Origin of the sequence: Haloarcula sp. CGMCC 1.2071, assembly GCF_037078445.1 — an archaeon.
In the GTDB taxonomy this organism is placed as follows: Archaea; Halobacteriota; Halobacteria; order Halobacteriales; family Haloarculaceae; genus Haloarcula; species Haloarcula amylolytica.
Genome location: NZ_JAYMGY010000011.1, coordinates 1 through 25,649 on the forward strand (window position 1 = coordinate 1; position 25,649 = coordinate 25,649).

Annotated in this window: 25 protein-coding genes; 7 read left to right on the plus strand and 18 right to left on the minus strand. The window is 56.8% G+C overall.

Annotated features, from left to right (window positions below; genetic code table 11):
* Positions 1-185, plus strand: a 185-nt coding sequence (locus VI234_RS16690; protein WP_336330640.1) for a hypothetical protein, incomplete at its 5' end; no start/stop codon positions are given.
* A 166-nt stretch (positions 186-351) separates the two neighbouring features.
* Here the strand turns inward: VI234_RS16690 and VI234_RS16695 are convergent.
* On the minus strand, positions 352-558 hold the full coding sequence (locus tag VI234_RS16695) for a hypothetical protein (protein WP_049942843.1): 207 nt from the start codon (positions 556-558) through the stop codon (positions 352-354).
* 110 nt (positions 559-668) lie between these two features.
* On the opposite strand from VI234_RS16695, the gene VI234_RS16700 reads away from it, so the two are divergent.
* Both VI234_RS16700 and VI234_RS16705 read left to right on the plus strand, forming a co-directional pair.
* The gene (locus VI234_RS16700; protein WP_336330641.1) at positions 669-959 is read left to right on the plus strand and encodes a hypothetical protein; all 291 of its coding nucleotides are present in this window, start codon (positions 669-671) and stop codon (positions 957-959) included.
* Between the two features lie 87 nt (positions 960-1,046).
* Positions 1,047-1,862: a DUF7093 family protein gene (locus tag VI234_RS16705; RefSeq protein ID WP_239642263.1), complete on the plus strand. Its 816-nt coding sequence runs from the start codon at positions 1,047-1,049 to the stop codon at positions 1,860-1,862.
* 69 nt (positions 1,863-1,931) lie between these two features.
* Here the strand turns inward: VI234_RS16705 and VI234_RS16710 are convergent, their stop codons facing one another.
* Complete coding sequence (locus VI234_RS16710; RefSeq protein ID WP_442905029.1) at positions 1,932-2,633, minus strand: hypothetical protein; 702 nt, start codon at positions 2,631-2,633, stop codon at positions 1,932-1,934.
* A gap of 81 nt (positions 2,634-2,714) precedes the next feature.
* Between VI234_RS16710 and VI234_RS16715 the strand changes: the two genes are divergently transcribed.
* Positions 2,715-3,188, plus strand: a complete 474-nt coding sequence (locus VI234_RS16715) for a hypothetical protein (protein ID WP_336330643.1) — start codon at positions 2,715-2,717, stop codon at positions 3,186-3,188.
* 89 nt (positions 3,189-3,277) lie between these two features.
* Here the strand turns inward: VI234_RS16715 and VI234_RS16720 are convergent, their stop codons facing one another.
* The gene (locus VI234_RS16720; protein ID WP_014030841.1) at positions 3,278-4,306 is read right to left on the minus strand and encodes a hypothetical protein; all 1,029 of its coding nucleotides are present in this window, start codon (positions 4,304-4,306) and stop codon (positions 3,278-3,280) included.
* Between the two features lie 164 nt (positions 4,307-4,470).
* The gene (locus VI234_RS16725) at positions 4,471-5,427 is read right to left on the minus strand and encodes a DUF7139 domain-containing protein (RefSeq protein WP_442905030.1); all 957 of its coding nucleotides are present in this window, start codon (positions 5,425-5,427) and stop codon (positions 4,471-4,473) included.
* A gap of 626 nt (positions 5,428-6,053) precedes the next feature.
* On the opposite strand from VI234_RS16725, the gene VI234_RS16730 reads away from it, so the two are divergent.
* The gene (locus VI234_RS16730; protein ID WP_336330644.1) at positions 6,054-6,194 is read left to right on the plus strand and encodes a hypothetical protein; all 141 of its coding nucleotides are present in this window, start codon (positions 6,054-6,056) and stop codon (positions 6,192-6,194) included.
* Positions 6,195-6,436: 242 nt separating this feature from the next.
* Here the strand turns inward: VI234_RS16730 and VI234_RS16735 are convergent, their stop codons facing one another.
* From VI234_RS16735 to VI234_RS16745, 3 genes are all read right to left on the minus strand, one after another.
* Positions 6,437-6,826: a DoxX family protein gene (locus VI234_RS16735; RefSeq protein WP_008308456.1), complete on the minus strand. Its 390-nt coding sequence runs from the start codon at positions 6,824-6,826 to the stop codon at positions 6,437-6,439.
* Between the two features lie 73 nt (positions 6,827-6,899).
* Complete coding sequence (locus VI234_RS16740; RefSeq protein WP_008308454.1) at positions 6,900-7,481, minus strand: VIT1/CCC1 transporter family protein; 582 nt, start codon at positions 7,479-7,481, stop codon at positions 6,900-6,902.
* Positions 7,482-7,487: 6 nt separating this feature from the next.
* Complete coding sequence (locus VI234_RS16745; RefSeq protein ID WP_008308452.1) at positions 7,488-7,778, minus strand: DUF211 domain-containing protein; 291 nt, start codon at positions 7,776-7,778, stop codon at positions 7,488-7,490.
* Positions 7,779-8,132: 354 nt separating this feature from the next.
* Here VI234_RS16745 and VI234_RS16750 point away from each other — a divergent pair, with 354 nt between their 5' ends.
* Together VI234_RS16750 and rdfA are read left to right on the plus strand one after the other, a co-directional pair.
* Positions 8,133-9,017: a universal stress protein gene (locus VI234_RS16750; protein WP_008308450.1), complete on the plus strand. Its 885-nt coding sequence runs from the start codon at positions 8,133-8,135 to the stop codon at positions 9,015-9,017.
* Between the two features lie 128 nt (positions 9,018-9,145).
* The gene (gene rdfA / locus VI234_RS16755) at positions 9,146-9,760 is read left to right on the plus strand and encodes a rod-determining factor RdfA (protein WP_008308448.1); all 615 of its coding nucleotides are present in this window, start codon (positions 9,146-9,148) and stop codon (positions 9,758-9,760) included.
* A gap of 81 nt (positions 9,761-9,841) precedes the next feature.
* Here the strand turns inward: rdfA and VI234_RS21320 are convergent, their stop codons facing one another.
* The 11 genes from VI234_RS21320 to VI234_RS16805 form a co-directional block, all read right to left on the minus strand.
* Positions 9,842-10,177 carry a DUF7576 family protein gene (locus VI234_RS21320; RefSeq protein ID WP_023842931.1) on the minus strand — a complete coding sequence of 112 codons (336 nt, stop codon included), beginning with the start codon at positions 10,175-10,177 and terminating at the stop codon, positions 9,842-9,844.
* Between the two features lie 1,722 nt (positions 10,178-11,899).
* Positions 11,900-13,333, minus strand: a complete 1,434-nt coding sequence (lpdA, locus tag VI234_RS16760) for a dihydrolipoyl dehydrogenase (RefSeq protein ID WP_336330645.1) — start codon at positions 13,331-13,333, stop codon at positions 11,900-11,902.
* Positions 13,333-14,865, minus strand: a complete 1,533-nt coding sequence (locus tag VI234_RS16765) for a dihydrolipoamide acetyltransferase family protein (protein WP_336330646.1) — start codon at positions 14,863-14,865, stop codon at positions 13,333-13,335. Before VI234_RS16765 ends, lpdA begins: the two co-directional genes overlap by 1 nt.
* 1 nt (position 14,866) lies before the next feature.
* Positions 14,867-15,883, minus strand: a complete 1,017-nt coding sequence (locus VI234_RS16770) for an alpha-ketoacid dehydrogenase subunit beta (RefSeq protein ID WP_336330647.1) — start codon at positions 15,881-15,883, stop codon at positions 14,867-14,869.
* A complete protein-coding gene (gene pdhA / locus VI234_RS16775) occupies positions 15,880-17,028 on the minus strand; it encodes a pyruvate dehydrogenase (acetyl-transferring) E1 component subunit alpha (protein WP_008308441.1) in 1,149 nt (382 codons plus the stop codon). The genes VI234_RS16770 and pdhA overlap by 4 nt, the downstream gene beginning before the upstream one ends.
* Positions 17,029-17,710: 682 nt before the next feature.
* Positions 17,711-18,415 (minus strand): ABC transporter ATP-binding protein, encoded by a 705-nt coding sequence (locus VI234_RS16780; protein ID WP_008308440.1) that lies wholly within the window; start codon positions 18,413-18,415, stop codon positions 17,711-17,713.
* Positions 18,412-19,239, minus strand: coding sequence for an ABC transporter ATP-binding protein (locus VI234_RS16785; RefSeq protein ID WP_008308439.1), 828 nt, complete (start codon positions 19,237-19,239; stop codon positions 18,412-18,414). Before VI234_RS16785 ends, VI234_RS16780 begins: the two co-directional genes overlap by 4 nt.
* Positions 19,232-20,539 carry a branched-chain amino acid ABC transporter permease gene (locus VI234_RS16790; protein ID WP_336330648.1) on the minus strand — a complete coding sequence of 436 codons (1,308 nt, stop codon included), beginning with the start codon at positions 20,537-20,539 and terminating at the stop codon, positions 19,232-19,234. Before VI234_RS16790 ends, VI234_RS16785 begins: the two co-directional genes overlap by 8 nt.
* Positions 20,536-21,633: a branched-chain amino acid ABC transporter permease gene (locus VI234_RS16795; protein ID WP_008308437.1), complete on the minus strand. Its 1,098-nt coding sequence runs from the start codon at positions 21,631-21,633 to the stop codon at positions 20,536-20,538. Before VI234_RS16795 ends, VI234_RS16790 begins: the two co-directional genes overlap by 4 nt.
* A gap of 333 nt (positions 21,634-21,966) precedes the next feature.
* Positions 21,967-23,085, minus strand: a complete 1,119-nt coding sequence (locus VI234_RS16800; protein ID WP_008308436.1) for a pyridoxal phosphate-dependent aminotransferase — start codon at positions 23,083-23,085, stop codon at positions 21,967-21,969.
* Positions 23,086-23,271: 186 nt separating this feature from the next.
* On the minus strand, positions 23,272-24,477 hold the full coding sequence (locus tag VI234_RS16805; RefSeq protein WP_008308434.1) for an ABC transporter substrate-binding protein: 1,206 nt from the start codon (positions 24,475-24,477) through the stop codon (positions 23,272-23,274).
* Positions 24,478-25,649 lie beyond the last annotated feature (1,172 nt).

Consider the following 25,649-nt stretch of genomic DNA (forward strand, 5'->3'; position numbering starts at 1 on the left):
GCCGATTCCGACACGAATCGACTTATTGGGAACATATCGGGCACCGCTGGCGCGGTGCCCTTGCCCTCTTCGACTTTCAGCCGCAGCTCTCGCTATCAACAATCTACTACGCAAGAGCGTTCGTCGAAGTAGAACAGACGGTCCGTCCACGCATCAGTATCACCGTCCGGGATTTCGAGTACTGACTCAATCAACGCCCGGTCCTCGGGAAGCACCGCTCGAAATTCGTGATCCGAACGGACAAAGATACATTTCGAGTCGGGAACCCGCACTATAGTAACAATTGAAACGATGTACACACTGATCGCACTACCGTCGTGCGATCAGGTGTGCATTGATTTTCAATGGCTCCTATAGCTCCCGTTGTACCGTCTCAAATTGACCGTGTTTTGGCTCAAGCTCTAGGTGGACAACGGTTCCGTAGCCCATCAGAACGCGAATCGCCCGGTTCTCGACTGTCACACCGCCGAGTTCGTCCCAGTCCTTAACACCGGATAGATTCCGAGAGACGAGTCTATGTGTCGGTTCTGCAGCATCGAACGTCTCTGTAAACCCCATTGTTGTCGCGTACTCCCGGGGTTATTAAAATCCTCAGCAGTGAGATATGCTAATTCAGTTACAGTCAACACAGGGGAACTTTTTACCGGGTCAAACTTCTGGTAGGACGTATGGAGGCAGTTCAACGGATGCTGTTTCGTGAACCAGACGGACGACGGAAGGGCCTCTTATTCTCACTCTTCTCGTTCATTTGCATCCTTGGGTGGGTGTATTTCGGTATTGTACTCAACGGCCCTCACAACATGCTCTTTTTGGGTATCGCGTTTGCGTTCTCTGGATTAGCCGAATCCCTTCCTCCGAACCGACAACGTTCGGCAGGGGTACTTCGAATACTTGGTCTCGGTATCCTCATTGTCTTCCTTGCTCTCCTCATAGTGGTTCCAGAATCAATATGGGGTTGAGCGCAAGCAAACGGGTTTGACAACTACTTTAGCGACGGGGCGAGGCTGGTCACAGACACGTTCCCGCATGCGGCTAACGCGACAAAGATGTCACTGCTGGTGAATACATTCTTAATCGTACGACGTAAATGGCCATGCATGGGACTGCGTTGTGAGCTATTTGGACACGACTTCGGGGAGTCGACGATAGAGGAGTCGTACGACGAAGGTAAGCGGGGCACTGTTCTAACTGTTCGGGAATACAAGTCTTGCGAGCGCTGTGAGCATATCCGAGATATCTCTGAGAATCAAGGCCTGATATCCACCACAGAGGAATCGAAAGCGAATGGCGAGCGGTCGGATGAAGTCGAACACAGAACCGAAAACAAGGGGCCAGCAGGGGTGAGAGAGACCGCGGAGGTCGAGACTGAAGCGAGAGACCCGGTGCAGGCAGCAGACGAAACGGAACCCACCGAACCACCCGCATCAACGATGGCCGTGTCAGACAATGTGGCAGAAACATCTCCAGATGCGGAGGCGAGTGACGAGTCACCGGCGGTGACCGAATCGGGGCTTCTGGAAACGACTGATGACGCCGTGATACTGTCGGAGACACAGGAACCAGATGACGACAGCGACACGCCGTCAAGTAGCGACGATGCAGTCCTCATTGATGATGCTGCTACAGACACGGCAGAACCGTCGTCTGAAACCCCCGAAGAACCGGGTATTGGAAACGGTCGAGACGGGCAGTCGTATACGGCGGACCGCTCAAAGAATACCACAAGCGACTCGGTTCCGACGTATCAGTGTCCGAGGTGTGAGTTCGAACTCCCCGCGAGTGAATCGTCGTTCTTTCCCGGTGACGTTTGCCCACAGTGTCGGGTCGGCTACCTCGAGGACGTATCGGATGGTGAGTCGTAGGTGCTCGATGGGACGTACCCTCGTGAGGGATGGTCGACGTCAAACAGTGTTTTCGCGAGGAGAGCGTACTCAGTAGTTTTGAAACAGCAGTTTTCGGACGTCGTCTTTCGTCCGGGCGCTCACCGTTGAACCGTCGGGAAGTGTGACTTCGTATGGTTCGTCGGTCTCGTCTGACCGGGTCCACTTCTCGTCATGTTCGGTTAGCAAACGGTTGGCAGCGGAAAGAGTATCACTCGGAGTGTCGTCAACTGCCGCGTTCGACTCGGCCGCGTCGGCGCTTTCGATGGTATCGGATGACGATGTGGTCTGTGTTGGCGTACCGTTCTGTGCGACGTCACGTCCGTCGTTTGGCGTGTTCCCCGGCCTAGTTGGGCCGGCGGCCGCCTCCTCGCCCCCCTCGTTCGCTCTTTTTTCAGGTTCGATATCCGCGAGGCGATCCGCAAGCTCACTCGTTCCAAGTGCTGCGAGCAGTTTCCCTCGCATCTCGTCGGCCTCAATACCGCTACCGGGAACGTCTGGCACCTCGGAGGCGATGTGTTGGAGTTCCGGATACTCAGCCGAGGCGAGTCGCTCGTAGTCGGTACGGCTCAGGCCTTGCTCGTCTTCCAGCTGGTCCGGCGGTGTGTATGTATCGAGGAGGTAGTCAACGACATCTTGCGTACGAATGTGCCCGTACGTCTCGATGAACGCGTCTTCGAGATCCTCCCGAATCGTCGTCAAGTCATCCTGTTGTGTGTCCGTAATCTCGATCTCCGGCATCACCTCCAACATCGGTCGCCCATCTCATAACTCGTTCCCTGGACGGCGATAACTGACGGAACCATTGTATAGCAGAGGCACGCATGGTCTAGTATGCGGTGTCCCCGCTGCGAATCCGATCTCAGCACGTATACGCTTGCGACCGCTGACCAGACAGCTATCGTCTGTGAATCGTGCGGCTTCGCAGACATCTCTGCGTCGCATCACAACGAGGCTTCCCCCCCAGAGTCCTGGGAGTTCGCTCTCGCTCGGTTCAACGAGCATCCTGATTCTAACCCCGGTAAACCCGAAAACACCGGCCGTACACCCAGCGTCCCGATTCCGGAACGGGACGAGCCCACAGACCGACCAGAGTTCTCGCTTGAACAGGCTGGTGTCGCGGTGGGAATATCTCTGGGGTCCGACGCTAACAGGTTCCGACAGGACGCTGCTGACGAATTGAACCGTGTTATCGACGAGAACGAAATTGAACAGAGCGGGGAGGTTACAGCCAAATCTAATGAGAACGATGAGAATAGCCAAGACACGGAAACTGAAGCCGACGAAAACGAGGACGAAACTGAGTAGCGTCCGACGTCAGTGGTCTTGCCTGGACGAGGACCAGTAGAATGTTCCGGCTGACGCCGGCGAACAGTGCTTCTATTCGAGACCAACCGTTACTCGGCGGTGGTGTCAGATTCTTCGGCCTGCTCGTTTTGCCCCTCGCGCTCTTCTTCCGACCGCGCTGCGACGAGTGCGCCCTGTGCGACACTATATAATGGATTCTCGGCTTGGCGGACGTCGCTGATTGAGAACGGTATCTCGGATTCGTTGATCCGTTCGGCGAACAACTCTTCGAAGCCGTCAGGACTGGATGTCCCACCAGTCACGACGACCGGGACATCCAGTCCCTCCTCGACATCTTCCTCATCGACTTCACTGATGATGTTCTCGATGACATAGTCGAGGAGATTGTCGTAATAGATACTCAGTGCACCTTCAATACCGCCGACGTCCGTCTCGAAGTTGAGTGCGAAGTCCTCTTCTTTAACCGAGGTGACCTTATCGACGGGCGTGCCAGTCGCCTGTGCAGCCTGCTCGTCGATCCAGTCGCCACCGCGTGCGATGGAGAACTTCATTACGGGGACTGCATAGTACGACAGACAGACGTTGGTCATCCCGGCGCCGAAGCTGATACCGAGGCCAGTGAACTCACGGTTGGCAAGCTCGGAGTAGATGACGGCCATCCCTTCATTGATCGGTTCCGGGCTGTAGCCCATATCAGTGAGTAGGGATTCAATCGTCTTTTGATGATATAGCGTCGAGACATCGGCATCGATTGGGTCCGCGGGAACCGAGAAAAACAGGCGCTCATTCGGGAACTCCGGCTGTCCCACTACCTGTTCAGTAATGAGCTTGATCATCGGAATAGCTGATTGCTCGTCGCTCGAGAGAATCCCGGCTTGCATCGGGCGGCGTGTCTCCTCACTGAAGATGTTCGCGAAATTCAGGGCGTCATCGCCAACGATGTAGACGCGATCATCCTTGCGGATGTGGAGAACATCACTTCTCGACAGCATCTGTTCGGCCATGTCGCTGTAGTCAATTTCGACGAAGGAGTTCCGCTGCTGCACGAATACCGTTTCGTTACCATCTTGGCGTGCAGACAGGAGGTTCATCGTACCGACATCGAGACCTTGGGGCATACAGTTGTATTCCTCCCACCAAGTTGAAAAAACTATCCTGTTTTGTTGCAATAGGTTACATGTTATTTATGAAAACAGACGGAATGGTTCGTAGGAACATATTACTCTGGGTTACCCCACGCAACGAGAGAACCACAGCGGAGTGTCCGTGGTGAGCAGACAGTCTATTCAAACAACAACGACCGAAGACGGGTAACAATGCTTCGTTGCTCTTTGACACCGGTTTCCACATCGTCATCTTCGGCCTGCTCATTTCGAAACTGCGTGAGAGCGTCGACCTGTTCTTCGGTACCGGTGCTTCGTTCTGTCTTTGATTGGCCACCCTGTAGCTGTCTGAGCCCATCTACTGCGTCATCAACGTCATTGCTGTCGGCTCGTGTCGTGGTCGCCTCGGAATTCTCGATAGCCGTCCGATCGAGGTCAGAGTCCGTTTCTGGCATATCCAGATTTAGCCGCTTAGTTTTGGGCTGCTGTTCGACACCACCCCACGATAGTTCCGCTCCGTCTAGTGCCTGTTCGATATCGTCGTCCACATCTGCTTTGCTGACAGACTCCGACTCGCTCTCGGCCGGCTCGACTGGTTCAGTTGAGTCGCTTGGGGTTGCCGCTTTCTCGAGGTAGTGTGCAACCAGCGCCGCTCCTGTTGAGGCCGCAAGCATGACTAAGCCAGTGGCGTAAACGCTGATCGTCCAGACGCTGCCGTTGACTCCGCCACTGTTCGTCCACCCATACGGAAAGACATTAACCAGAATTATCGTTGCGGCGAGACAGAACAACGTGCCGGCGGCACTGACGACCCGGGTCTTGAAACCGACTGGGAGGAGTACGACGACGCTCAACAGCACGGAGGGCAGTCCGACGAACCCGACGACGAGCGCAACCTCACGAATCTGCCAGTACGGTGCGCTCCCGGACTCCAGAACGTTACTGTACAGAAAGAGGCAGAATCCGACGATGGCAAGCGTAACTCCAGCAAAAAAGAGTCCGAACCCAACGTAGATATCTCGCTCTTTAGCCGGTTCGCCGACATATTCGTGATAAACCGACGCAAGCGTGTCGCGATAGCCCGACACTGAGTCGGCAGACTCTGGGGACCTGTCCGATGTAGATGCAGAGCTCATTCCGTTTGTTATTTGGTTCCGATGGGTGTTAAAGATGGGCTTACCCTATTTCGTTCGATCCTGCCTCCGGGGAGCGAGGGGGAGCGGCGACACGCTGGTTCAGGGGCGCGAGGGCGTCACTCCCTCCTTGATGGTGATCCCGTCGTTCTGAATGTGGACGAAGATCGTTCGTTCGGGCTCGTCGGAGACTGTCACGGCAGCGACTGATTCATGTTGTCTATCGAGAACAGCTTTAACCCTGTAGCAGCCAGCCTGTAGCAAGTTGACCGAACAGCCGGACTGGCCTGACAAGAGCTGATAGTGGGCTCTATGGCAACATATCTCGCTGTCGTATATTTCTATGCGGACATCATGTTTGGTATCGGTGGTGTTTCTGATGTGGAGGTCTTCGTGCGCCAGACGCCACTGTTCACTGTTCGTCGACAGAAGTTTACGACTACTGGAGGGCATGTCGACATTGTATCTATACTGCAGTTACGAATATGTCTTATGGATAGACAGTATCTCTCTATGTCATTACGGTGAACTCACATGTAGTGTAGATATATACTAGTTCCCAATCGGTACCTATTCATGTCTAATCTGGCAAAGCAGCTCCCCGGAGTCTTGGAGGCGCAAGAAGCCAGATGCCATCTGTACCGTGTGTCCTCTTCACGGACGACTTCGCCGTCGTGGACGCGGGCATCGCGTTGCGTCTTCGAAGCGGATATCCGCTGAAAAATGGCGGTCGCTCGCGGTTGTTCTGGCTCTCGGCACGGTTCTGGTGATGGCGGTGAGCGGCCCTCTGGTCCTTGTTGGGCAGTCCTCGGCGTCTCACACTATATGGCGATATTCGTAGGGACAACAGTGGCATCGTCCGATTCGATCGCTGCGACCCAGCGGCGCTGGCTACCGGTCACGTCCACGCCGACAGCTTCGTCCCACAACCGGCGACGACGGCGTCGATCAATCCGTCGCAGACGATGAAATACGACCGATCCAGCCCGGTCACTCGGGGTTTTCGCCACGCTCAGTCGGTGTACCAGTACGCCCAGAGGATCAACACGCCTTGCAGCGGCAACCGTGCCCAGCGGACCAACACAGAGGGATCGCCACCACCCGTCCCCTCGATAGTGACCATGGAGACAGCCATATAGACGTTTGCGGGAAAGATCGCGACGAGCAATGCGATCGTCGCCCACGCGGCGTACGAACGCGTCCGGGGCACCAACAGGCCGAGCCCGACAGCGATTTCCGCGACGCCGGACAGATACACCAGCGCAAGTGCCGCCGGCAAGACCGGTGGCACGATCTGGACGTATAGTTCCGGCACGACGAAATGCAATCCTCCCGCGACGACATACAGGAGCGCCATCACGTAGCACAACGGCCGTTTGAACTGTCGCAAGCCAACACGCATCTACTACCGTGTATGGGGACCAGTGGAAAGCAAGTTGGGATTTGTCCTCCAGTGAGAACGGAGTCTCGGTCTCTCACCCCGGAAGGAAGAGATTAAGAATTGCGACGACCAAGCCGGCGAGTCCCATCCGCGCTGCGGCAACGTACCACCGCTGACCCGAAATCGAGCCCATGTAAGCGCCGAACGCACCCAACACACCGATACCCAGGCCGACCGAGATGAGTGCTGCTTCTACCATTGTGACAACGGTCCCCGCGACAACGAACGGGGTCAGTGGAATCAGAACCCCGATGAGTGGCCCCAGGCCGCTCATCATGGCGTGTACGAAGCGGGCACCGCTCTGGTCGCGTTGAACGCGGGTATCGTCGAGGTCTTTGAGCATCGCTCGCTCGATACGTCTGATTTCGGCCCGGGTTTCAGCACGTTCGATTTCCCAGACGCTCCAGACCGCAGACGTCCCGAGACCGACTGCCGCGCCCAGTCCGATTTTGATGACAGTGGAGCCGTCTGAAACTCCCGAAAGGACAGCGCCGACGATAATGCCGATGCACGTCAGCGTCCCGTCGAAGCCGTTCGAGATGAAGTACCGGCGCGAGATTGCGAGGACGTCGTCCTTCCCGAGAAGACGCCTGAGGAGTTGTCGAATGGACGTCACGGCGCGTCAGGCATCCTGTAACGTCCGTCGGTCCGTCACGACGCTGTCACCGCAGGCAACCTGGTCCACAGAGTGTACTGACCCGCCGAGGTTTTCGATCGTCTCTTCGATTGCCTCGAAGTCCAGCTCTTCGCCTTCGAACGTGAGCTTGACGTTTTGTACTTCCTGATCTAGTTCGATCAGAGACGAAGTGACGCCCTCGACGCACTCAATTTCGGCCAGCTGATCGGTGAACATCAGCAGGGGCGGATCGTGGGGTTTCAGTACATCGATAACGAGGCGTCGGACTGCTGCCATATCTCAATACGGTGGGGGGATTGGCTTAAAAATGTGTGTCAGCGCCGTCCTGCCGACGCGCCAGCCTTGGTGGGGGCGTAGAGCAATCCGCTGTGTGTCCCAGCCACAGATGGCTGGAGAGCGCTTCGGTAGGCGAGATATTATTAGACGTCACTGCGTAGTCCGTCACACAGCCTCCGAATACAATGTCTCTGAAACCATACCGGGCCGAGTGCTTTGATGCGTAGGCAACGGCACAGAGCGCCCGAGGACCAGAAGCCACAATCAGGAAGTGCGGAAATAGGGACCCGCCTACGGACAACCCGGAACGCCCTCCGCAACCCAGATAGCTGATCCACAGTCCAGCACGCCACTATGTACGACACTATCCTGTTCCCAACCGACGGAAGTGACGCCGCAGAATCGGTTCTTGAGTACGCATTACAGATCGCAGCCGAACACGAGGCGACGATTCACATCATCAACGTCGCCGACACTGGCCGAGACAGTGTCACCACGATTCGTGGAGAGGTCATCGACGTTCTCGAAACAGAAGGGGAGCGCATCGTGGCGGAAGCCGCACAGTCTGCGAAAGATGAAGGCGTTCCTGTCGTCTCTGCGGTCCTCCAGGGTGACCCGCACAAGACGATAGTCGACTACAGCAAACAGTCCGACATCGACTGCATCGTTATGCCGACGCACGGACGGCGCGGGCTCAAGCGAATCCTGCTCGGAAGCGTCACCGAACGCGTCATCAATACGGCAGCGGTTCCCGTCGTTGCGGTCAACCCTGCCGAAGATCGACCACTCGTGTATCCCCCCAAGCACGTCCTCGTCCCGACGGATGGAAGCCGTGGCGCAGCACTCGCAGTGGCAGAGGGGATCGATGTCGCGAGGGCGACGGGAGCAACGCTCCACCTGCTTCACGTTGTCGAGACCGGCGGTCTCGGCCCGGATGCACGCTCCGTCCTGAAAGAGGGGGAGTTGACCGAGCGGGCAAATGAGATTCTGGCCGAAGCGACCGAGAAAGTCGAGGAGACGTCGCTCAACTCGGTCACCAGCGTCATCGAACACGGGACCACCTCGAAGGTGATTTGCGACTACATCGACGAGAACGAAATCGATCTCGCGATCATGGGGACCCACGGACAGACTGACTTCAGCAGGTACGTCATGGGTGGTGTCAGCGCCAAAATCGTCCGGCAGTCCACAGTTCCGGTGGCGTGGGTTCGCGAGCCTGAATCCGCATCAAATGAGTAGTTCAGTCCGTGAATCGGCCGACACACACCAGAGCACGGGCCTGATAAAGCTCTCCGCGTGAGGGACCTCGCCAAACCTCCCGATATGCGGGAGTGTTTAGTAACTATGGCGTTCATGTAAATCGGATCATGACCGCAGACGACTCACAGTCCGGTGGGGGAACGAACAAGGTGGATGCCGTAATTCGAAAATACGATCTTGTCGGGATGGGTGTAGAACTCGAAGATCGGTGGGTCGGCGCCGACGGGGAGGAAGAAAGTACCCGAGACCTCGCGGACTACTTCAATCAGTCGGTGCTCGAGTCCGCCATCGAAGGGAGCGACGCACCGACATTGAGTGGCGACATCCAGCAGGTCTATCAATCACTTCGCGAAGATGACGCGGACGCCCCGCTCATACGCTCCCGTCTCGAACAGAGCGGGGTCGATATCGAATCGGTGATGGACGACTTTATCTCCCACCAGACGGTGTATCGCTATCTCAAGAACGACCGTGGGGCGGCCCGACCCGAGCGGACGCCCGCAGAACGGAAGGAAAACGCCATCGACTCAATACAGCGGCTTCGGGGCCGAACCACCGCTGTAACGAGGCAGACTATCGAGAGCCTCGAAAAGAACGACGCCATCTCGGCAGGCGATTTCAACGTCATCAACGAGGTGCAGGTGCTGTGTGAGGACTGCGGCCATAGCTACGATATTGTAGCGTTTCTGGAACAGGGTGGCTGCGACTGTCAATCCGCGTGAGGACTCGGACCGTATTATCGAACCGACGCCAAAACCCCAGTATGGTCCTGTAAACCGACAATGCGCCACGCCAGCCGGCGGTCAGCCGAGCCTCGGGAACCGAGCGGTCTTACAGTCGACACCGCAGAACGCGTATTCCGAGACGTTGCCAGCACTATCTCTGGTCGTGACATTACGATACCGGACGTTGTCGTCAATTGATGCGCCGCAGTGATCGCAGTGTCGCGTTTCAATCGAGCTAATTACGACCCTGATAGATTGGCTCTCAACGCTTTCGGGGGCTGCACTCCGCGCTCGGTCCGCGTTTGCGATGTCTGCTGATTGTTGGCTACGGTACTCCTGCGTGTTTTGTGCGTTCATGATGTCGCTGATTATGGGTTTGTAGTTGGTGTCGCAGCGCTTCGTGAGATGGGTCATCGCGACCCGAAAACCGTCGGCTGGTGTTTGGGAACCAGCCAGGACCGACGTTTTCCACCTGTGTGCCGGCGTTTGCCCGCACTGTGGTGGTCTACGTCAGTTTAAAATTTGAAAAATGTAAAAAACGTAAAACCGGATGTGAGGGGGTCTGCACCGATCAAGTGCCGGGACAGCGGGCTTGCCTGCCAAGCCGTACAGTCAGCGCCCGGATTCATGTCTCTATCTTTAATGGATGTTCACTTAATAGTTCCGTGAGTGGCGTTCACATCCAACGAAAATAACTGGCCCAAACCTGTGAGTCCAGCGAGGCTGCACAACGTAGCCGGGGCCTGCAGCGGTCATCACTCTAAGACATCTATAGTACCAATTGAAACGATGGAGACCTGATCGCACTGCTGTCGGGCGACCAGGTGTGCATTGATTTTCAATGGCTACTATAATAGGGACTAACCAAATGATTAAATACAGAAGTCCCGTACTGGGAGGTATGGAACCGGGTACCAAAACGGTAGAACCGCCCCGGAAAGCGAGCCAATTAGCGGCTGTAACGTCCGGTTATACGTTTTTTACACTTTCTCCCCGGTAACCCACGTAGCCCACCCCAGTCCGGGCAGTAACCCGGCATAGGCGGAAAACGGCGGTAAAGCGACAAGAGCGATCCAGAGTAATGTGTAACAGTCGACGGAACGAGTCCGACCCCTGTCAACAACGAATCGATACAAACGATGAATGGACAAACTGAGGCGGAGCAGTCACTAGCAACTGCTCGGTACGCTATGGAAGCCAGCGGCAACACGGCCGCTGCCGAACTGAATATCCAAAACAAGTCGACTCGAGTCTTGGTCGGTGGGTCACCGAACTACCGCTGTGATTACTGTGGACAAGTGATCAGCGAACAGATGAAGTTCAGCGGGGTTACGATACGTGATCCGAACGGAGAGATAACGGAGCATTTCTTCTGTGAAGAGGAATGCATGACATCACAATACCCAGATATCTAACACACCTGTTTGGATTGCGATCAGAACAAATATTAGGTCTACAACGAGATAGTATATAATCTAATATTTTTGGATTGTATCCGACAGCATAGAAAAGACAGATGACAGGAAGTGATAGCATACGAGACAGTAGCTGAACTTTCAGCGCAAAAAACAGGTCGTGTATCCACATCGACACCGAATCCAAACAAATACTCTATAACCTCGTTCTGGAAAATTGGTCAATATATAAATATCCTCGGAATATTAATATTCGGCGGTACAGAATAAGGGACGGTTTTATATGAGTTCATCAGCCATGACATCGCATGACATGCTACAACGCGAGCAAAGGAATTCTGTACGAAAACCTTCCAACAGACGTACCGAGACCCGAAGAAGAGGAGAGCAAACTGAGTGCCAGTGACGGTGCCGCAAGCCAAACAGTCGCGAACGACTGAATCTGGAACGTATCTGTTGTCCGACGCTGGAGACTACAGTAACAATTGAAACGAGGTACACACTGACCGCACTGCCGTCGTTCGATCAGGTGGACATTGATTTTCAATGGCGACTATAGCTTCAATCTATACCCAGAAAAGAACGTAGCGGTCGCTCAGCGAGGGTTCTATTCCCGAGTTGTTGTTTCGTTTCAGTAAACAGTATCGGATAGGCCATAGCTGGCTGTATATTCAACGGTTTTGGTCGTAGATCTGGTTTCTGATGAGTCAATATCGACCAGTCAGTTTTGTCTGTGTACTGCTTTCCCTCTCGCATTCTGTGCGGCTTCCATAACCGCTTCACTTAATGTTGGATGCGTATGGACGGTGGAGCCGATATCCTGAAGCTTTGCACCCATTTCGATCATGGCTGCGATTTCTGCGATCAACTCGGATGCCTCCGGACCGACGATCTGTGCACCCATCACACGTTCGGTTTCTTTTGCGGCGACAATTCGGACAAAGCCCTCTGTCCGGTTCGCTGTTAGTGCCCGTCCAGACGCCTGGAACTGGAACTCACCTGTAACTGGGGTAATACCCTCGTTCGCAGCTTCGTCCTCCGTCAGCCCGACGGTTCCGATTTCCGGATCGGTGAACACCGCAGCCGGGAGTGCCCGATAATCGACCGCAGCGGGCTCGCCAGCGATTACTTCTGCTGCGACTTCTCCCTCTTTCGAGCCCTTGTGTGCCAGCATCGGCTCACCCGCCACATCGCCGACCGCGAAAATGTGCTCCTTGTTCGTCCGACATCTGCTATCCGTTGGAATGAACCCCTGAGCATCGGTTTCGACGCCGGCAGCTTCGATACCGAGCGTGTCAGTCACCGGGCGTCTACCCACGGCAACGAGTATTCTGTCAGCAGTGAGTTCGATATCGCTATCGTGCGCCGCCTCGTCGGCAGGGACAGCAGTCAGGACGGCTTTACCGTCCGACTCTGCCCAGCTGTCCGCCGTGTACCCGAAGTGAAAGTCGACGCCGAGACGCGCTGCTCGCTGTCGGACTATCGAGGCAATGTCCTCCTGATAGCCGGGAAGCGCCTGCTCTAGGGTCTCAATTACCGAGACGTCGCTCCCGAGTCGGCTGTAGACTGTCGCTAGCTCCATGCCGATGTATCCGGCTCCGACGATGACGAGTTCGTCGGGTACCGTTTCGAAGTTCAGAGCGCCGTCGGAGGAGACGATGCGCTCGTCATCGAAGTCGAACCCCGGAATTTCGATCGGCCGGGACCCCGTTGCGATGACGCAGTGGTCGAATTTCAACGATTCAGAGCCCTGCCCCTCTCCCTGATGGACGATTCTGATCTTGTTCTCAGCAGCAAATTCGGCAGTCCCTTTTAACAGATTCACGCCAGCTGCCGTACACAGTTGCTCGATACCGCTCGTTAGTTGGTCGACGATGCCGTCTTTCCAGCTCATCATCTCGTCGAGCGCCACTGTTGGGTCCGCGTAAATCCCCAGTTCCTCCGCCTGGCCCGCCTCCGATGCCAGTTCTGAACCGTTTAGCAGCGCTTTAGAGGGGATACAGCCACGGTTGAGACAGGCTCCCCCGTACGCTCCTTTTTCAACGAGAGTGATATCGAGGTCAAGCTGTGCAGCGCGGATTGCGGCGACGTATCCGCCGGGGCCCGCGCCAATAACCAGTACGTCAGTCGAGGTAGTGACATCTCCGACGACCATTATTCTAGTAATAGCAGGTTTGGATTTCGCAGGTACTTCTGTATGGAGTTCGTGAACCGTGCGGCGTCTGCGCCGTCGAGCACTCGGTGGTCGAACGACAGCGATAGTGTCATCACATGACGGGGTTCTATCGTCTCTTCACCATCGGCTTCGACAACCCGTGGCTTCTTTTTGATCTCTCCCAGTGCCAGGATTGCGCTTTCCGGCTGATTGATGATCGGTGTTCCGTACTCCCCGCCGATGCCGCCGATGTTCGAGATAGTGAACGTCCCGCCACGCATCTCCTCCGGCGAAAGACCCCGTTCTCTCGCTCTCTGGGTTTTTTCGTTGGTTTCCGATGCGACTTCGAGCAGGCCTTTCGCATCAACGTGCTCGACAACGGGAACCAGCAGCCCGGCATCAGTCGCCGTTGCGACACCGATGTTGTAATACTCCTTTTCGACGATTTCTTCGTTTGCTTCGTCGAGGGAGACGTTTACCTGTGGGTTCTCTTGTAGGGCCGCGGCACACGCTTTCATCACGAACGGCATATACGTCAGTCGTATATCGTGCTCCTCGGCCGCCTGTCTGAGGCTCGAACGAGCGTCGACCAGCGCAGTAACGTCGACCTCGTCCTGATGCGTGACGTGCGGGGCCGTATATTTCGACTCCGTCATCGCGGCTCCGATCGTCTGTCTGATCCCGTTGTACGGCGTCCGAGACTCCGGGCGCGCCGGCTCGTCAGCCGCTGCCCTCTCGGCTACCGCTTCTTGATCCTTTTTCTGTGCCTGCTGTTGGGCCTTTGCGTACTCTCGGACCGCTTCGAGCGTGACAAAGGGTTCTCCGTCCTTTCGTTCATCAGTGGGGACATTGTCGAGATCGACCCCTTCCTCGGCTGCGACGTGTCTGGTCTTCGGGACGGCCACCGTCGTCTCCCGGTCTGCCGTTTTTCTCGCCTGAACTGGGCTGACAGACTGCGTCGAAGTTGCCTGCTGTTTTTGTCGCTCTGCAGCAGCGGTCCGCTGGTTTGACTGCGCCTGCGTCGAGGAGTGAGAGTCCGTGTTCGCGTACGCGCGGACATCCGACTCCGTTATACGTCCCGGAGACGAGTCCGCAATGCTGGAGATATCGACGCCCAGTTCACGGGCGAGACGCCGCACAGACGGCGGAGCGGCGACCTGGACGCGCTGTGTCACCGCTGGTTCTGACTGCGTATCTTCGACTGGCTGTGTTGGTGCTTCGTCGTCGGTTTGGTACCCGCTGTCCGCAGTGGCGTCGTCTGCAGGCGTTTCAGTTCCGTCCGGTTCGGCTTCCCCTTCGACCCGGAAGACGATAATCACGTCACCGACTGGGACTGTCTCACCTTCCGCGGCACGGAGTTCTTCGACAACACCGTCGACGGGGGACGGGACGTCGACGACGGCTTTGTCGGTCTCGACTTCCGCTACTGGCTGGTCTTCCGAAACTGAATCGCCCGGCGCAACCCGCCAGCGAAGCAGTTCGCCCTCGGCGACGCCTTCACCGACATCGGGGAGTTCGAATTCGCGTACCATGTTAGAAATCGACTGTTTCGCGGATGCCGTCTTGGATACGGACCGCCTGTGGCAGATAGTAATCCTCCAGCGAATGGAGCGGCATGGGGGCATCGAAGCCGGCGATTCGTTTGATTGGCGCTTCCTGATGAACGAGCGCTTCCTCCTGGATCGTCGTTGCGATTTCCGCCCCTAGTCCGCCGGTCTTCGGTGCTTCGTGTACAATCGCGGCTCTGCCGGTCTTTTTGAACGAGTTCGTAATCGTCTCTACATCGAGGGGTGACAGGGTCCGCAGGTCGATGACCTCGACATCGATGCCATGTGACTGGCTGAGGTTCTCCGCGGCGATCAGGGCGGGCCGGGTCATTGCTCCCCACGTATAGACTGAAATATCGCTTCCCTCCCGCCGGACAGCAGCCTCACTCAGCGATACTTCATACGGTTTTGCCGGGACGTCTTCACGGAAGGCCCGATAGATCAACTTCGGCTCGAGGAAGATGACCGGATCCGGGTCGTGGATGGACGCCGCCAGAAGTCCCTTCGCATCGTAGGGGGTGCTCGGCGAGACGACCTTGAGGCCGGGCTCGTGCACGAAGAACGCTTCCTTTGACTCGGAGTGGTGTTCCGGGGCCCGGATTCCACCGCCGTATGGAGCCCGTATCACCATCGGCACCGAGTACTGTCCCTGGCTACGGCTCCGGAGGCGCGCAGCGTGACTGACGATCTGGTCGAATGCAGGGTACATGAAGCCCATGAACTGCATCTCGGGCACAGGCTTCATCCCGGTCTGGGCGAGACCGATCGATGCACCCACGATGCCGGCCTCTGCCAACGGCGTGTCGATGACGCGGTCTTCGCCGAACTCCTCGTAGAGCTGGTCGGTTGCTCTGAAAACACCGCCGTTCTTCCCAACGTCTTCGCCCAGAACGACGACACTGTCGTCCCGTGACATTTCCGTGTACAGCCCGTCCTGTATCGCCTCGACGAGGGTGAGACGCTGTGCGTTTTGCCCCGTCTGCGTACTGGCTGTCGAACTCATTCCAGCACCTCCGAGAACGCGCCGTCGTCATACTTCTCGCGCAGCCGGTTCAGTTCGTCCCGCTGTTCTTCGAGCCGCGCTGGAACGTCCTCGTACACGTGCTCGACGATGTTGTCCGGACTCGTCTCTGTCTGTTCCGCCGTTTCTATCGCCTCGCTGACTTCTTGTTCGATACTGTCCTGGATCTCACTCTCAAGGTCGGAATCGAGGATGCCCTCGTTGTACAGGTACGTTTCAATGCGGTCCACAGGGTCGCGGTCGCGCCAGGCCTCTTCTTCCGATTCGTCTCTGTACACAGACGGGTCATCCGCAGTGGTGTGTGCACCGAAGCGATACTGGACGGACTCGATAAGCGTTGGACGTAGCTCTCCGGGACCCGGATTCCGGGCTTTCTCCAGTGCCGCACTGGCGACTTTGTAGACCGCCAGCGGGTCCAGCCCGTCGACTCGAACGCCGTCGATACCGTAGGCCTGTGCTTTTTCAGCGATGGTTTCGCTCGCCGTCTGTCGCTCGCGGGGGACCGAAATCGCCCATTGGTTGTTGTTACAGACGAATACAGCTGGGACGTCGAACACCCCGGCGAAGTTCAGTCCTTCGTGGAAGTCTCCTTCGGAGGTCGCACCGTCGCCGAGGTGACACAGGACGGCCGTATCGGTCTTTCCCTGTAGCTTGTGTCCCCACGCCATTCCCATGGCCTGTGGAACCTGGGTCGCAATCGGAATGTACTCCGGCATCACGTTGACGTCATCGGGGATCGCGTACCCGTCCCGATAGCCTCTCAGTGGCTCGAAAAGGGACACAAGGTCCATCCCGTGGGCGTACTTCGCCGCGTGCTCCCTGTAGGTCGGGAACAGCCAGTCCTGCTCGGCAAGTGCCAGGCTCGTGGCGACTTGTGACCCTTCTTGGCCCGTCATTGGTGCGTACGTCGCTAGCCGCCCCTGTCGCTGGAAGCTGATCGCCCGCTGGTCGAAGTGACGAGCGAGCTTGATAGTCTCATACAACTCAAGTAACTGCCTGTCTGAAATGTCCGGAACAGACGCCTGTGGTAAGACGTTGCCTTCAGCATCCAGTACCTGGACTAGATCCGAGTCTTCTCTGACGGCCGCTGGCACGTCCTTGCTTCCTGCTTCGTTTTTCATATTCATTGTTTTCGATGATGTTTTTTGTATTTGACAGACGCTCCCTCAACAGACCCTGATAACCCGAACAGCCGCTGAGTACGGCTCCCCGAGCGTGTTCAAGGCTGGCGTTTTCCACCGGGCACAGGGACCACCTGTGCGCTGGCAGTCTACGCCAGTTTAAATGTCGAAAATGTAAAAAATGGAGCTGTGGAAGAGGGCAGTGCCCAATCCATTAACTGCCGGGACAGCTGACCTGCGTGGCAGGCGATAGGGTTCGAGCCCGGATGCATATGTGGAGTCTGACATGGTAGATACTTATTGTTTGTGCGACATTCGTTCACACGCCACAGTAGATATCCCGGTGTGAGCGGTGACAGTTACTGGTCCAAAAGGACGTAGAGACAACGACAAGTACAACATATTTGACTATTATATCCACCCTCCCTATCTTGTGATGATGGTAACACAACATATATTCAGACGCTAATACGGATAGGTCGATATAACGAGGTGCTGTGAAGAACTAAATACGTTTAAATATCTACAACTACACTGAATCCGGGGCTGCAGTGTGGAAATCCGTTCGCTGATTATGGGCCGTCAAGGACTCAACGGCCCGTGCCGGCTCGACGGCCCGTACAGTATCTCGTGTCGACGCCTTCCTGTGGCAAAAAGCAGTCTCCAAGCCAGTGCTTGGGGACGGGAGCTACCCGCCGAGGAAGTCCTCGCGAACCTGCTGGTCGTTGAGAAGTGCTTCACCACTGTCTTCGTGTCGGTTCTGTCCCTGCACAAGGACGTAGCCGCGGTCGCACCGCCGCAATGCCTCTTTGGCGTTTTGCTCGACGAGGAGGACAGCGGTTCCGGCGTCATTGATCTCGTCGATGCGGTCAAACATCTCGTCGACGAGGTCCGGTGCGAGGCCTGCACTTGGCTCATCAAGCAGTAACAGATCGGGATCGAGCATGAGCGCACGGCCCATCGCCAGCATCTGCTGTTGCCCGCCTGAAAGTGTGCCCGCCTTCTGCTCTGACCGCGTTTCCAGTATCGGGAAGCGGTCGTAAACTGCCTGTAGCCGCTCTTCCGGGAACTGGTCCAGCGTGTATGCACCCATCTTGAGGTTCTCCGTGACCGTCAGCGGCTCGAACACGTTGTTGCTCTGGGGGACAAAGCTCAGCCCATACGAGATGATATCTTCCGGTTGTTCGCCAGCGATGTCCCTGTCATCGAATACGATCTCGCCCCCCATGTACGTCGTCAGTCCGAACACCGACTTCATCACAGTGGACTTGCCCGCGCCGTTCGGGCCGACGATGGTGATGTACTCACTCTTTCCGACTTCCATGTCGACATCTGTGAGGATCTGCAGGTCGCCGTACCCGGCGTCCAGCTGCTGCACCGACAACAAACTCATATTTTCACCTCTTCCCCGAGATATGCGTCGAGCACTCTGTCGTTGTTTTTCACTGCCTCCGGTTGCCCCTCTGTGAGAACACTTCCCTGATGCATAACGATGACCGTATCGCAGTTGTTCATGATAACGTCCATATCGTGTTCGACGAAGAGGAAGGTGTAGCCACGCTCTTTGAGCGTGTGCAACCGGTCGATGAGTTTCTCCTCGAGTGTCGGATTGACTCCCGCAAGCGGTTCGTCCAGCAGCACCATCTCGGGGTCGGTCATGAGCACGCGCGCCATCTCCAGAAGCTTCCGTTGCCCCCCTGAGAGATTGCCGGCGGATTCGTGCGCGACGTGTTCGATCTCGAACAGTTCGAGCATCTCCCAGGCCTGTTCCCGGAGCTCCTTTTCCTGTTCGACGACCTTCGTTCTGGCTCGCGGGAGGACCGCTCGCCAGACTGCTTCGCCGGCCTGGTTCTGTGGTGCCAGCAGCAGGTTTTCCAGCACGGTCATCTCCGATAGCTCCCGTGCGATCTGGAAGGTCCGGACGAGGCCCTGGTTTGCGACCTGATCCGACCGGTACCCCGTTATCTCCGTGTCGTTGAACTCGACTTCGCCCCCGTCCGGGCGTTGCACACCGGTAATCAGGTCGAACGTCGTCGACTTGCCAGCCCCGTTCGGGCCAATCAGACCGGTGATCGACCCCTTTTCGACGTGGAAAGAGACGTCGGCGACAGCGGTAATACCGCCAAACGTCTTTCGTAGGTTCTCCACTTTGAGTATCTGCTCTTGCTGTCCCTTCTGGGTCTGGTCGCTCCGTGCTGAGTGCGCGTTCTTACTCATTGTCGTCCTCGCGAGTCGCCTGTTGTGAGAGGTCAACGCTCGATGCGATTGCTTTTCGATGGCCAAGCAGCCCGTCCGGATGCCGTTGCATGAGATACACCAGAACGATACCTAACAGCATGAGACGGAGCGCGGAGATGCTCACGTCCTGCACGGAATAGGCCAGCAGCGGCGTGACATCAAGGGTCCCCAGCTCGGCAAGGGCACCGACAAGCGTGTCGGGGGCGTTGCTGAGCTGGAGATACTCTGCCACGACCCGGCGGACGAACGAGGGTCCCTCGAAGAGCAGACTCGCGAACAGAGCACCGCCGACGATACTTCCCGTTGGCGACCCAGTCCCGCCGATAAACAGCGCAATGAAGATGTAGAACGTCTGTATCGGCTTGAACATCCGTGGCGATGCATAGCCTCCGGAGAGCCGCCAGAGGATGGCGATCAAGCCCATGAGCGCACAGCCGAGCGCGAACGTCTTGATCTTGAACAGGCGCGTGTCTTTCCCCAGCGCCTGCGTGACCTGCTGGTCCTCGCGGATGCTCTTGAGGACCCTGCCGAAGGGTGACTTCCCGATACGGATCATCAGCCAGTACAGGAGGCCGAGACAGAGACACAGCACGACCACGTACGCCCAGCCGATGACCAGCGTCTGCTCGATTCCCAGTGGTTCCACGGCGCTGAACATCGCCGCACCCAGTGCATTGGGCGCCGGGGCTGTTGCGGCCGGGTCTGTGTAAAAGAGAATCCGGATCGGGTTCGATGGGAGGGACAGGCCCGTCGCACCGCCAGTCCCGAATGCGACGCCGGCAATGCGAGTGTTCGCGAACTCCGGGGCACGGAGTGTGAGGCGTACGATTTCCGAGAACGCGACAGTTACGATTGCGAGATAGTCGGCACGGAGTCGGATCGCCGGCAACGCTGCGAGGCCGCCGACGACCCCGGTCACGAGGATAGCAGCCACGATGGCGACCGGAAGCGGCAGCCCGAAGCCGGGTGGACTGGCCGTCACTGGGGCGGCCAGTATCCCCATCGTGTACACACCGATCGCCATGAACCCGGCCGCTCCGAGATTGAACAGGCCCGCGTACCCCCACTGGAGGTTCAGTGCGAGCGCTAACATGGCGTAGATCGCCGAGAGGAACGCAACACGACGGAGCGTGTTGACTGTGCCGTTCAGCTGGAACCCGAGAACGACACTGAAAAGCGCGTACAGTCCCCCGATCGCGAGAGCAAGCGCGACAAGCAGGCGCACGTCATTGTTGCCAAGCCAGCCCTCAGCCCGCGCCTGAATGGAACCCGTACTCATGCCGTCGTCCTCCCACTGAACAGACCCGACGGGCGCACGAGCAGCATGACGATCATAATGACGAATGCCGCAACCAGGAGGAAGCTAGCCGGGATCCAGACGAGCGCGAGTCGACTCGCGATGCCGAGGATGACCCCGCCGACCATTGCGCCGTAGATCGAGCCGACACCGCCGAGGATGACCGCTGCGAACACCAGTAACAGCAGGTCCCACCCCATTGTAACTGTGAGCGTTCCCTGCTGTAACGCGATAAGAAAGCCCGCACACCCGGTAAGCCCGCCGCCGATAATCCATGTGAGCTTGACGACGCGCTCCGTTGGGATGCCCGTGACTTTTGCGAGGTCTTTGTTCGCAGCCATTGCGCGCATCGCCATGCCGATTTTGGTGTACTGGAGCAGAATGTGCGTGCCGAGCATCAGGAGTGCGGCGACGACGACCAGCGTAATCTGGTGCCCTCCGAACGTGACATCCGCGATGGTAAATTGGGGGACGTTGCCGCCTGTCAATCCGCGGCTGTCAGTCAGGAACGAAAAGGTGAGAAAATTACGAAGGAACAGTGCGACGCCGACGCTGGCAATCATCAGCGTCACGCCGTCGGCACTGCGCATCGGTTTGAACACGATTCGATCCAGCAAAAGCGAGAGGACGGCTGTGAGGGCCGCGGCGACGAGTAATCCAGCCAGAAGCGCCAGTGGGGTGTTGACGACGTTTATTCCGAGCTCATTCGAACCGACTGCGATTGGGCCGCCGATGAGGACGAGCGCTTCGACGGAGAATTCCCCCAGGCCCGCAATCAGAAACGCTGTCGCCCATCCGGCGAACGCACCGCTCGTAATCAAGTCACCGTGGGCAAAGTTCGCGAAATTGAGGATACTGTACGTCATCGAGAGGCCGACACCGGCCAGTCCAAGCGACATCCCAAGCACCAGTCCGTTCCAGAGATAACTCATGAGGTCTGTGACGACGATTGTGCCAGTGCCTAACTGTCGAAGGATGTCGAATACGAGAAACACGCCGATAACGGCGAATATAACGAGTACTGGGCGGTTGTATAGTAGATTCTGTCCACGGCTGTAGTAGTCTCGTGCCGCCATATTATCGTGCTCTGTACCCAGTGTTAAAAATCTTGATGTAAAATCGTCATAGAATCACAGGGAACCGAAGATATACGCCCGTTTCATGCTAGTACTACACACGGTAATTACCAACACATATCAGACATTGTAACTAAGTCAGGCGAGCTTTGCAACCGCAGGCGTTGATATCAGGGTTCAGCGTTGATACCAGGGGTCAGTACACAACCGCGGGCGCATACGCTCCCGACTTCGGCAGTGCTTCCTTGAATCGCATATGTATCTATGTCCACGACGAGAAATATGAAACCGATTGCCGGAAGGCGAAGTCAGTCGCGAGTCCCTGCTGGCGCGCTACAGAGAATCCGTGACCGTTCCCATCACTTCCAGCGCCTCTTTCAGTTCAGCTGTGCTCGTAGCATACGAGATCCGCGCCTGTCCCTCACCGCTCGGCCCGAATGCCTCGCCAGGAACCACGATGACGTCGTTGTCCAGCATCTTCTGGGTCCATCCGTCCGGGACGTGGGGCATCGCGTAGAACGCTCCCTTCGGCACTGGTGTGTCGAGGCCGATATCCTCCAACCCATCGAGAAGTACGTTTCGACGCTCTTCGAAGGCCGACACCATCTCTCGCACCGGTTCCTGTGGGCCGGTAAGCGCCGCTTCAGCAGCGTACTGCGATGGAGCGCTGGCACACGCCTGCACGTACTGGTGCACCCGGAGCATCCGTTCGATCCGCTCCGAACTGGCCGCCACCCACCCGAGCCGCCACCCCGTCATCGAGTACGTTTTCGAGCACGCGCTGGCCTGAATGACCCTATCGGAGCTAGCGAACTCCGCCGGTGAGTGGTGTTCACCGTCGAAGACGATCTTCTCGTAGACCTCGTCGGAGAGGCAAATGACTTCGTGCTCATCCGCTAGCCGCGCGAACTCCGCCATATCCCGCTTCGATTGCACCGCACCGGTCGGGTTCGCAGGACTGTTAACGATAAACAGTGACGTGTTGTCCGTAATGGCGTCCTCCACAGCAGCGGGGTCGAGGGTCAGGTCATCTCTGAGTTCGACCCGCTTCGGTTCGCCGCCGGCGAGTAGCACCAGTTGTTCGTAGGCCAGAAACCCGGGGTCGGGGCAGAGCACTTCGTCACCTGGCTGGACGTGGGCTTCGATGGCGACGTGAATCGCCTCGCTTGCGCCGGCAGTGGCGATGATGTTTTCGGGCGGTATGTCCTGTCCGTTGTCGGTGGCGTAGCGTTCACTGATGGCGTCTCTGAGTTCTGGAATGCCCTTGTTGGACGTGTATGAGTCGCCCATCCCATCCTGAATCGCACTCGTCGCTGCCTCCCGGGCGTGTTCTGGAGTTGGGAAATCAGGCTGACCGAGACCCAGGTTTATTGCGTCTTCGCCTGCCGCCTCGAAGACTTCTCGGATGCCGCTGATATCCATCTCTTCGACGCGTGCTGCGTACTGAGACATCAGTTCATGAGTATAACGGTATTTGATTATAGTCTTTCGGTTGTACGACAGGTGCCGTCCCTTCAACTTTGCCAGACAGTATGATGACTAGGTTCTATCTGAGCCACGGCAATGGTACAAAATCCACTTCGACTGTCATACTGAGGGGCAATTGCAGTTAGAGGAGAAAGCCCAGCAGTATTTCGGTTACACCTCCACCTGTTCGATATTCTCTGTGCCGTCCTCCGTGTACCTGAAGTAGTTGTACACGGCGCTGGCCAGGTCCCCGTTCTCGTCGAACTCAACCGGGCCCGAGACGCCCTGATAATTGATTTCGTTCCCGTCGGCCGCCAGCGAAACACCCTCTCCAAGGTTTTCGGGTCCGACTGTTTCGCCGCCTGGTTCTGTGACTGCCCGCATTTGATCGCGGATTGCGGTCCCAGCATCTTCACCGGCTGCCGCGCGTGCCAGCAGCAGAACCGCCGCAGCATCGAACGACTGCTGATTGAACGGTCCCGGTGCAGAGTCGTACTCGTCTTCGTATGCAGACCTGAAGTACTCGATTCCCGGTCCGGCCGAGGACGGATTGGTCCCGCGGACGTTTGTCATGTCGTGGCCCACATTCCCGGGCAAGTCATCGGCCCTGAGCCCGTCCGGCACCAGGATATCCATGTCCGCTCTGTCGAAGTTCTCGTAGAAGTTCCGGAAGATCTTGTTCCCACTCTCCGGATAGCCGATAATCACGAGCGTCTCCGGGTCACCGTCAAGCACGTTCTGCAACTGGGAGGTGTACGAGGACCGACCCGCCGAGTACGAGACCTGATTCAGGACCTCACCGCCGTACTCCCCCTCGAACGTCTTCGTGAATCCGTTCGACAGGCCGTTCCCGTACGCGTTGTTGAGAAAGAGGATAGCTGCGCTCTCCTTCTCAAGCCGTTCGGCCGCTATCTGTGCCAGCAGTGATCCTTGCAACTTATCGGTCGGCGGCGTCCGGTACACGAAGTCGTTATCCTCCAGTGATGTGACGTCCGGCGACGTCGCCGATGGTGAGCACATCACCGTCTGATTCGGGATTGCGACGTTCTCCGCGACCTGCAGTGTCACCGATGACGCCAACCCCCCGCAAATCATCGGGTAGCCACCGTTCACGAGGGCTTCCGCGCCACTCACACCCCGACTGGGCTTGGTCTCCGTATTCTCAAACTGCGTATCGACTGCGAACCCGTTGTCCGCGTCTCGGACCTGTTTTACGGCTAGTTCTGCTGCGTCCCGAATCGCGGGACCCACTTCGGACAGACCACCTGTGACTCCCATTAGGATACCCATGCTGATGGTGTTCTCGCTGCCACCATCACCACCATCTGCCGAACAGCCTGCAAGTCCGACAGCGCCTGCGGCACCAATGCTCTTCATGACAGTTCGACGGCTGACTGTATCGTGCATCGCAACACTACCCATGACACCATCTTTCGTGATAAACGTTATTATGAACCGTAGCGGTTCTGCTCAGAGACGAAACGGGCCCTAAGAGGGACGAGTCCGATCCGATCTCGAACACACCGATACGCAAAAGGCTCTCACCTGACGTGCCTGTATTGTCCACGTTGTCTTGTGCGTGCCGCGCCAGTGCCGATATTCGTTCGAACCATACGAACGGTGTCCGCGACAGGGCGCTCGACGTGCCCTATAACCGTTACAGCGCACTTCTGGCCCACATAGGTACGGGTATCCGATGCGAGAGTTCTGGTTCGAGCGTCCAATCGAGCACCAGCACTGGACTATAGTAACAATTGAACCGATGTACACACTGATCACACTGCCGTCGTTCGATCAGGTGTACATTGGTTTTCAATGGCTACTATAGCTATACCGAACGCGCAGTCCGGTACCGGAATGGGGTCTCAGATTCGGCGATCCGTCGTCACTCTCCGCTCGGACAGACAGCTATCCGGAGGTTTCTGGTATATAAATCAATCGTAGAGCGTAGTGGTTCGAATTATTCGAACAAACAGACAGCCACGCCCACTGAACCCCCGTCTGTAGTTCGGTGAATAAGTCCCCAGCTGCTACGGACTCCTCAGAACCGCTACTGCCTCTACAGCATCGAAGAACCGATAGTTCCGCTCCAAGCAAGAGTTATTCGTCGAGGGAAATAACAAAGATATGAGGACAATGACAAACGAGCCTGCACAGCAGTTCTGTTACAGCTATATGAGTGTAACAGTATGCGGAAATCGTGTGACAAACGCTGTTACAACAGTAACGCTGTAATCCCCCAACCGTAGTATCCGATGCTCCAAGGTTCAGGTGTCTTACTCAGTAGGTGAAGTCGAACTTAGAGGGGCTTTACCGACTATTCGGATAATCTATCACTTCTGTGGATATATGAATCTATATATTCTTCACTGGAATTTATTCTGTTCTAACTATTAGAACAGTTTTCGGGAGCTATAACGAGGAATCCGAGCGGTCAAAGGACCGAGTCTGCTAGAAATTGGTACTATGGCTTGGTCGAATTACTTGAACACCGCGGCAGGACATCTAGTTTCGCAGGGCCCCGAATAGTACGTCCGTGCAACCGGGAT

Bases quoted from the DNA above. Each gene is read 5' to 3' on its own strand.
- lpdA (WP_336330645.1), bottom strand. From the start codon at position 13,333: ATGGTCGTCGGAGATGTCACTACCTCGACTGACGTACTGGTTATTGGC.
- VI234_RS16710 (WP_442905029.1), bottom strand. From the start codon at position 2,633: ATGTTGGAGGTGATGCCGGAGATCGAGATTACGGACACACAACAGGAT.
- VI234_RS16705 (WP_239642263.1), top strand. From the start codon at position 1,047: ATGTCACTGCTGGTGAATACATTCTTAATCGTACGACGTAAATGGCCA.
- VI234_RS16720 (WP_014030841.1), bottom strand. From the start codon at position 4,306: ATGCCCCAAGGTCTCGATGTCGGTACGATGAACCTCCTGTCTGCACGC.
- VI234_RS16730 (WP_336330644.1), top strand. From the start codon at position 6,054: ATGCCATCTGTACCGTGTGTCCTCTTCACGGACGACTTCGCCGTCGTG.
- VI234_RS16805 (WP_008308434.1), bottom strand. From the start codon at position 24,477: ATGAAGAGCATTGGTGCCGCAGGCGCTGTCGGACTTGCAGGCTGTTCG.
- VI234_RS16785 (WP_008308439.1), bottom strand. From the start codon at position 19,239: ATGAGTAAGAACGCGCACTCAGCACGGAGCGACCAGACCCAGAAGGGA.
- VI234_RS16795 (WP_008308437.1), bottom strand. From the start codon at position 21,633: ATGGCGGCACGAGACTACTACAGCCGTGGACAGAATCTACTATACAAC.
- VI234_RS21320 (WP_023842931.1), bottom strand. From the start codon at position 10,177: ATGACCCATCTCACGAAGCGCTGCGACACCAACTACAAACCCATAATC.
- VI234_RS16700 (WP_336330641.1), top strand. From the start codon at position 669: ATGGAGGCAGTTCAACGGATGCTGTTTCGTGAACCAGACGGACGACGG.
- VI234_RS16725 (WP_442905030.1), bottom strand. From the start codon at position 5,427: ATGAGCTCTGCATCTACATCGGACAGGTCCCCAGAGTCTGCCGACTCA.
- VI234_RS16750 (WP_008308450.1), top strand. From the start codon at position 8,133: ATGTACGACACTATCCTGTTCCCAACCGACGGAAGTGACGCCGCAGAA.
- VI234_RS16745 (WP_008308452.1), bottom strand. From the start codon at position 7,778: ATGGCAGCAGTCCGACGCCTCGTTATCGATGTACTGAAACCCCACGAT.
- VI234_RS16715 (WP_336330643.1), top strand. From the start codon at position 2,715: ATGCGGTGTCCCCGCTGCGAATCCGATCTCAGCACGTATACGCTTGCG.
- VI234_RS16770 (WP_336330647.1), bottom strand. From the start codon at position 15,883: ATGAGTTCGACAGCCAGTACGCAGACGGGGCAAAACGCACAGCGTCTC.
- rdfA (WP_008308448.1), top strand. From the start codon at position 9,146: ATGACCGCAGACGACTCACAGTCCGGTGGGGGAACGAACAAGGTGGAT.
- VI234_RS16735 (WP_008308456.1), bottom strand. From the start codon at position 6,826: ATGCGTGTTGGCTTGCGACAGTTCAAACGGCCGTTGTGCTACGTGATG.
- VI234_RS16800 (WP_008308436.1), bottom strand. From the start codon at position 23,085: ATGTCTCAGTACGCAGCACGCGTCGAAGAGATGGATATCAGCGGCATC.
- VI234_RS16695 (WP_049942843.1), bottom strand. From the start codon at position 558: ATGGGGTTTACAGAGACGTTCGATGCTGCAGAACCGACACATAGACTC.
- VI234_RS16780 (WP_008308440.1), bottom strand. From the start codon at position 18,415: ATGAGTTTGTTGTCGGTGCAGCAGCTGGACGCCGGGTACGGCGACCTG.
- VI234_RS16765 (WP_336330646.1), bottom strand. From the start codon at position 14,865: ATGGTACGCGAATTCGAACTCCCCGATGTCGGTGAAGGCGTCGCCGAG.
- pdhA (WP_008308441.1), bottom strand. From the start codon at position 17,028: ATGAATATGAAAAACGAAGCAGGAAGCAAGGACGTGCCAGCGGCCGTC.
- VI234_RS16790 (WP_336330648.1), bottom strand. From the start codon at position 20,539: ATGAGTACGGGTTCCATTCAGGCGCGGGCTGAGGGCTGGCTTGGCAAC.